The organism is Petrotoga sp. Shatin.DS.tank11.9.2.9.3 (assembly GCF_003665005.1).
GTDB lineage: Bacteria > Thermotogota > Thermotogae > Petrotogales > Petrotogaceae > Petrotoga > Petrotoga mobilis.
Map to the genome: position 1 here is coordinate 287,011 of NZ_JGVT01000007.1, position 7,238 is coordinate 294,248.

The 7,238-nt window shown below is 34.7% G+C and carries 5 protein-coding genes; all 5 read left to right on the forward strand.

Annotation, left to right across the window (positions count from 1 at the left end; all coding sequences use genetic code 11):
* Positions 1–10: 10 nt before the first annotated feature.
* Positions 11–2,098 (forward strand): cell division FtsA domain-containing protein, encoded by a 2,088-nt coding sequence (locus BZ25_RS09495; RefSeq protein WP_121515015.1) that lies wholly within the window; start codon positions 11–13, stop codon positions 2,096–2,098.
* On the forward strand, positions 2,076–2,435 hold the full coding sequence (gene acpS, locus BZ25_RS09500; RefSeq protein WP_012208822.1) for a holo-ACP synthase: 360 nt from the start codon (positions 2,076–2,078) through the stop codon (positions 2,433–2,435). Before BZ25_RS09495 ends, acpS begins: the two co-directional genes overlap by 23 nt.
* Positions 2,436–2,449: 14 nt before the next feature.
* Entirely contained in the window at positions 2,450–4,456 is a 2,007-nt protein-coding gene (gene ligA, locus BZ25_RS09505; protein ID WP_121515014.1) for an NAD-dependent DNA ligase LigA, read from the forward strand.
* Entirely contained in the window at positions 4,443–5,573 is a 1,131-nt protein-coding gene (locus tag BZ25_RS09510; protein WP_012208820.1) for a hypothetical protein, read from the forward strand. Before ligA ends, BZ25_RS09510 begins: the two co-directional genes overlap by 14 nt.
* An 86-nt stretch (positions 5,574–5,659) precedes the next feature.
* Positions 5,660–7,030 carry a deoxyribodipyrimidine photo-lyase gene (locus BZ25_RS09515; protein WP_196793054.1) on the forward strand — a complete coding sequence of 457 codons (1,371 nt, stop codon included), beginning with the start codon at positions 5,660–5,662 and terminating at the stop codon, positions 7,028–7,030.
* Positions 7,031–7,238 lie beyond the last annotated feature (208 nt).

Genomic DNA, 7,238 nt, shown 5'->3' on the forward strand with positions numbered 1-7,238 from the left:
GGGAATGGAAATGCTCTTTGGACTTGATATAGGTACAAGGACTCTTGTAGGGATATTAGCAGAATATGATGAAGAAACGGAAAGTATAATAATCAAGCATTTTGCAGAAGTTGAACACGAAAATAGAGCGATGCTTGACGGACAGATTCATGACGTCAACAAGGTTGCAAAAGGTGTTTTCAAAATAAAGAAAACACTGGAAGAGGAAAGTTCCATAAATCTTTCCGAAGTTGCTATCGCCATAGCTGGTAGGTTTCTAATCTCTTCAATTGGCTCATACAGCCTCGATATTTCAACTCATGGTTATTTAGATAGTGAAACAATCAAAAAGATGGAACTCGAAGCAGTCAAAGCATCTACAGAAAAATTAAACTACTCACAAGAAATGTACTGCGTAGGATACTCAATACTTTACTACAGTCTTGATAATCAATGGATTAAACATCTAGAAGGGCAAAGAGGTAATCAAGCAAAGGTAAAAGTTTTGGCAGCTTATCTACCAAAAAATGTTGTAGAAGCTATGATGTCTGTATTGGATAAAGTAGGATTAAAACCTATCCATGTCACATTGGAACCGATAGCCGCCACAAGTTTAGTTGTACCCGAGGACTTGAGAAACCTGAATGTTGCAATGGTGGATGTGGGAGCAGGAACAAGCGACATATCTATATCGAATAAAGGGGTAATAACCGGCTATGGAATGGTACCTTTAGCTGGAGATGAGATAACAGATACTATATCTCAACAACTATTGGTGGATTTCAAAACCGCTGAAATGATTAAAAAACAATTATCTCAAAGCGATGAAATTACCTACAACGATATCCTGGATAGTCCACAAATTGTAAGAAAAGAAGAAGTAATTAAGATAATAACCCCTATTATAGACAACATAACGGATAAAATAGCTAAAGAAATATTAAATCTAAACGGGAAACCTCCCGTTGCTGTGATGGTAGTAGGTGGAGGAGGGAAAGTACCAACTTTTACCGAAAAATTAGCCAGTAAACTTGGGCTTCCCAAAGAAAGGGTATCTCTGAAAACTACCAAAAATTTGGAGAATATCATTTTTGAATCAAAAAGAATGGAAGGTAGTGAATACATAACTCCTTTAGGTATAGTAAATGTCGCACTGAAAAAACAGGGTAGTGTATTCAATACCATCAAAATAAACGGAAGAAATGTAAATATGTTAATCATAGGTAAAGACATGAACGTCTTACAAGCGTTACTACAATCAGGTTATTCGCTAGACAAATTGGTTGGACTGCCCTCCCCTGCGATAGCTTTCGAACTGAACGAAAAATTACAGATAAAAAAGGGGAATATGGGCGAAAAGGCAAAAATAACAGTAAACGGCGTATCTGCGGATATACATTCTCCCATTAAACCAGGTGATCACATTGAAATAGAAGAACCCAAAAACGGCAAACCTGTCAATTTGAAATTGAAAGACGTGATTCAACCCATTGAATTTTACTTAAATGGGGAACCCAAAACCACTTATCCTGTAGTAATAAAAAATGGGGAAAAAGTAGAAAGTTTAGAAGAAGAGATCAAAGATGGAGATAAAATATATACTTCACCTCCAAAAATAGAGGATGTATTTAAAGAGTACAACGAGAAAATTTTCTTCACAATAAATAACCTTCCATATGAAGTCCCTGTGGGTACGATCATCATGAAAGGCGAAGAAATCTTAGATAAAGATTATCAAATAAAAAATGGAGATCTTCTAAAAACAAAAGCGGTAAAACTCCCTAAGATAAAAGAATTCCTGGATATCGAAACCGAAAAGATGAAAGTATTTTTAAATGGGAAAGAGGTTCATTTAAACAAAGAAGAAGTAATCGCATCCTATGATGGAAAAATAGTTGACATAGAAGAAGAAGTGAGCAATGGAGCTAATTATTCAATTAAAAAGGTAAAAAAGGATGTTCAATTAATAGATGTGTTTTCCCATCTTTCCATAAACACTGAAGAAATTCAATCTTATGAAATTTACTTAAATGACCAAAAAGTTGAAAGTTTTCTACAAAAGATCGAGCCAGGTGCGAATGTGAGGTTGCTAATCAATGATCAGAGGAATAGGAGTTGACATCGTAAAAGTCGACAGGATCAACGAAAAAAACGTCCAAAAAATTCTCTCTCAGAAAGAAAAAGAAATATACGATACGTTTAAAGGGCAAAAAAGAAAAAAAGAATATGCAGCGGGTCGTTTTGCAGTAAAAGAATCTTTAATAAAATGTTTCAAAAGGTTTATCCCTTACTCACAAATTACCGTATTAAACAAACAAAGTGGAGAACCGTATTTAGATGAAGAATCGGTGAAATATCTATTTGAAAAGTTTGGAGGTAACGGAACGATACACATATCTATAGCCCATGAAAGAGAGTTTGCCGTAGCAACAGCGGTTGTGATAGATGAGGACTAAAGGGGGATTGTAATTTGGACATACCAAAAAACATAAAAGAACGATACGAAAAGTTAAAAGCAGAAATAGAAGAACATAACTACCGATACTACGTATTGGCTGATCCTATTATCTCGGATCAGGAATACGATAAACTTTTTAAAGAACTAGTGGAGCTCGAAAAAAAATATCCCGAATTGAAAACCCCTGATTCTCCAACTCAAAGAATCGGTGGTATAGTTGTTGAGGGATTCAATAAAGTAAATCATTTGATACCGATGTTATCTTTAGATAACACCTACAACGAAGAAGAAATTTTAGATTTTCACAAAAGAGTTTTAAAGAACTTGAGTTTAAACCATGTTGAGTACTTTTGTGAACTAAAGATAGATGGAGTATCGGTAGCTTTAAGGTACACCGATGGAGTATTAACTCAAGCTATAACCAGAGGCGATGGAACAACCGGAGAAGATATCACGCAAAACGTAAAAACGATCCCCTCTATTCCTTTAAGATTGAGGGAAAATCTAACTATTGAAGTACGTGGAGAAATATACATGCCAAAAAAAGAATTTGTGAGAATAAATTCAGAAAGGGAAGAAAAAGGGTTACCTGTTTTCGCTAATCCTAGAAACGCAACAGCGGGCACTTTAAAACTTTTGGATAGTACAGAAGTGGCAAAAAGAAAGTTAAGCTCTTTCCTGTATTACGTTATCTTCCCTCAAAATTACAACTTAGAAACTCAAGAAGAAGCGATAAATTTTCTGAAAGAAGTTGGTTTCAGAATCAATCCTAATTACAAAAATGCCCAAGATATCGGACAAGTTATAGAATTTTGGAAAGAATGGAATCGAAGGAGAAAGGAATTAGAATACGAAGTAGATGGGATAGTAGTTAAGGTGAACAGTTTTGAACTGCAAAGACTCCTTGGTGAAACCGCCCGATCCCCACGATGGGCAATTGCTTTCAAATTTGAAGCCGAACAGAAAGAAACGAAACTAAAAGCTATAAAACTGCAAGTTGGGAGTACAGGGATAATAACTCCTGTTGCAGAATTTGACCCCATACAACTTGAAGGAACAATAGTAAAAAGGGCAAGTTTGCACAACTTTGATTATCTAAAAGAAAGAGATATAAGGGAAGGCGATTATGTATTAATTGAAAAAGCAGGTGGCATAATTCCCCAAGTTATAGGGCCCGTTAAAGAAAAAAGAACTGGGGAAGAAAAAATAATCCGACCCCCTGAAAAATGCCCTGTCTGTGGTGGAAAAGTTGGAAAAATAAAGTCATCAGAAGTGGCAATAAGATGTTTGAATCCCTCTTGCCCAGAAAAGCTTTTAAGAACGTTGGAAAATTTCGTTTCAAGAAACGCAATGAATATTCAAGGGCTTGGGCCAAAGATATTAAAAAGAATGGTAGATGCAGGTTTACTTAAAGATATAGCCGATCTTTATTATTTAAACGAACAAAAAATTAGAAGCTTGGGAGAAGGTATAGGAGACAAAACAGTAGAAAATATATTGACACAAATAGAGCAATCCAAAAATAGAGAACTGGATAGATTAATTAACGCTCTTGGTATACCAAATGTTGGTTCAAAAACTGCGAAAGACCTTGCAAATCATTTTAAAAATTTAGACAGTTTAATAGATGCAAAATTCGATGAACTTGTAGAAATAGAGGGAATTGGTGAAGATATAGCAAATGCAATTATAAAGTTTTTTTCACAGGAAGAAGTTAAAAAGATCGTTAAGAAATTAAAAGATGCAGGAGTCAACATGGGGAAAAAAGAAGAAGAAAAATTAGAAGGACCTCTAAAAGGTTTAGTTATATGTCAAACCGGTGCTCTTTCTAAAATGACAAGACAAGAATTCGCCGAATACGTTGAATCTAAAGGTGGAACCTTCTCTGAAAACGTGACGAAGAAAACGAATATCCTAGTCGTTGGAGAAAACCCTGGTTCTAAACTAGATAAAGCTCAAAGTTATGGAATTACTATAATGAGTGAAGAAGAGTTCTTTGATAAATATGGAGAAAGTTAGAAAAATAGTAACGCTTCAAACATTAGTACTTATCTTCATTTTTTTTAATACGAAGGGCTTCTCTGAGATAACTGCAAACGAAGTTTATCTACTATCTTCAATATACACAGGAAAAGATTTTACAAACATAACACCTTATCCAATAAATTCAAACGATGATTTTGAAGTTTACCCTGGCTTCTTCTACAAATCTTTTGATCCTCTGTGGCTGATTGGTGGAATATTTGAAACGAATTGGTCAGATTTGGAAAGAGGGGTATATCTATCTGACTCATTACCCTATGTTACTGGGTTCATGGGTGGATACGATGCCGGAAGTATGAGAATTGTCTCAGCCATGTACTTCTTCGACCCTTACTTAACTGAAGATGAGTTAAAAAGGCAAAAAGATACCTCTTTTGATGGTAATTCTGATAGATCTGGATTGGAAGATTTTGGGTATTCTGATCCTTTAAAAACTTTGTTTATACACAGATTAGAATTTAATCTTTTCGATAGAGTTAGACTTTCTTTGAACGAATTAAATTTGATCGGCGGTAAATATCCTGACCTTTCTGATGCTAACCCTTTTGGTATAGCTCATAACAACCTTGGTGAAGGATTCTCAAATAATATGTTGGGAGTAGATGCTTCTATCATTCCTACCAAGGGTTGGCAAATATACGGGCAATTTGCGATGGACGATTTTGTTGTACCCGATACTGAAGGGGGAGCAACAGATTACAAACCGACCGCATTCGCTTGGGGAGTAGGAACAAGATTAGTAGGTAAAACTTCGCAATACTACATATCTCCAAAAATTGAGTATTATAAGATTTACACTTGGATGTACAATCAATGGGCACCTTACTTGAAATATACCGCCAAATACGATGAAGAAGATATTCCCATAGGCTTTGACTACGGGAACGACATGGAAGGTTACTTAATAGGATTGGATATTGCCAACGAAACAACCAGATACAAAATTACCTTCGAACACTACCTCAAAGGTGAAATAGATTTAGAAACACCCTACGATGATGAGAGAAAAGAAGATGTGGAAGGTTGGCCTGGACCGTACGGAGAAACAACGCCGTTTATCAAAATATCCTTTTCAATTGAAGTAGGGTTTTAAAATTCTCAATACTTTAAATTTATCTATCTACTAATAAAGTTAGCAAGTTCTATTTAATTATAAAAGGCATGCTAAAGGCATTAGAGGTGATAAAAATATCGAATTATAAATATAAAATTGGGTTGCACATATTCAGACGAGATCTTAGGTTAGAGGATAATACTTCTCTCATAGAAGCACTTCAAAGTTGTGAAAGAGTCATACCTGCTTTTATATTTGATGATCGACAGATTAAAGATAACGATTACAAATCAGACAATGCGGTTCAATTTATGATCGCCTGTCTGAAAGAACTCAATGATCAGCTACACCAATTGAACGCTAGACTATATTTTTTTGAAGGACTTACTGCTAAAGTAGTTGAAAGTTTAATTAAAACATTAGGAATAGAAGCAGTTTTCGTGAATAAAGATTACACTCCATTTAGTAAGAAAAGAGATAACGAAATAAAAGCCATTTGTGAAAGGGAAAGAGTAGATTTCAAGGAACATTTTGATGTTTTATTACATGAACCCACAGAAGTTTTGAAAGATAATGGTATGCCATATATAAAGTTCACCGATTTTTTAAAAAAATCCAAAAAAATAGATGTGCGAGAACCGCAGAAGAATAAATTTAAAAATTATTTTACAGAAGAAATTAGCTCAAGTATTGCTCTTCAGGTTGATAAATTTCCTCAAAATGAAAATTTAATATTAAAAGGTGGGCGAAAAGAAGGGTTAAGTTATATAGAGAGAATAGTCAAACTAAAAAATTACAGTGAAACTAGAAACACGCCTTCAATCGATGGAACAACAAAGTTATCTCCCCATCTTAAATTTGGAACAGTTTCTGTGAGAGAGGTATATGGAAAAGTAAATGAAAACTTCGGTAATGAACATGAAATTATTACACAACTTCACTGGCGTGATTTTTTTACTCATATCCTTTATCATTTCCCTCATGTTTTAGGCAATTCCTTTAAGGAGAAATATAACCAAATACAGTGGGAAAATGATGTGGATAAATTTAAGGCTTGGTGTACAGGGAGAACAGGTTATCCTATAGTTGATGCTGGAATGAGGCAATTGAATCTAACGGGATGGATGCATAACCGAGTAAGAATGATAACAGGGAGTTTTCTTGTTAAGGATTTACATATTGACTGGCGATGGGGAGAGAAATACTTTGCACAAAGACTAGTTGATTACGATCCTGCAATTAATAATGGTAATTGGCAATGGGTTGCTTCAACAGGTTGTGATGCGCAGCCTTTTTTCCGAATATTTAACCCAATTTTGCAACAGCAAAAATTTGATCCTGAATGTAATTACATAAAGACTTGGTTACCAGAATTAACCAATCTTAACTTAGAGCAAATACATACTTTGAACATTCCAAAAGACATCGATTATCCAACACCTATTGTCGATCATAAAGTAGCTTCAGAAAAGGCTAAAAAACTTTATAAAATATGATCAAAAAGTCAAGCAAGTTTATTATTTGTGGATTTTAATAATGCGTTTAAAAATAGCGGTGCAAAAAGCACCGCTAAATATTTTTAGAAGAAAAGTCTACCCATTTCGTATAATTCTCTACTTATCTCTTTGTTCTTCAAAATTTCGTGGGTAAATGGTTCCTGAGTTTGACAGTTACAAAAACGTAAGAATTATAAAACAGGCATGA

Bases quoted from the DNA above. Each gene is read 5' to 3' on its own strand.
- BZ25_RS09510 (WP_012208820.1), top strand. From the start codon at position 4,443: ATGGAGAAAGTTAGAAAAATAGTAACGCTTCAAACATTAGTACTTATC.
- BZ25_RS09495 (WP_121515015.1), top strand. From the start codon at position 11: ATGCTCTTTGGACTTGATATAGGTACAAGGACTCTTGTAGGGATATTA.
- acpS (WP_012208822.1), top strand. From the start codon at position 2,076: ATGATCAGAGGAATAGGAGTTGACATCGTAAAAGTCGACAGGATCAAC.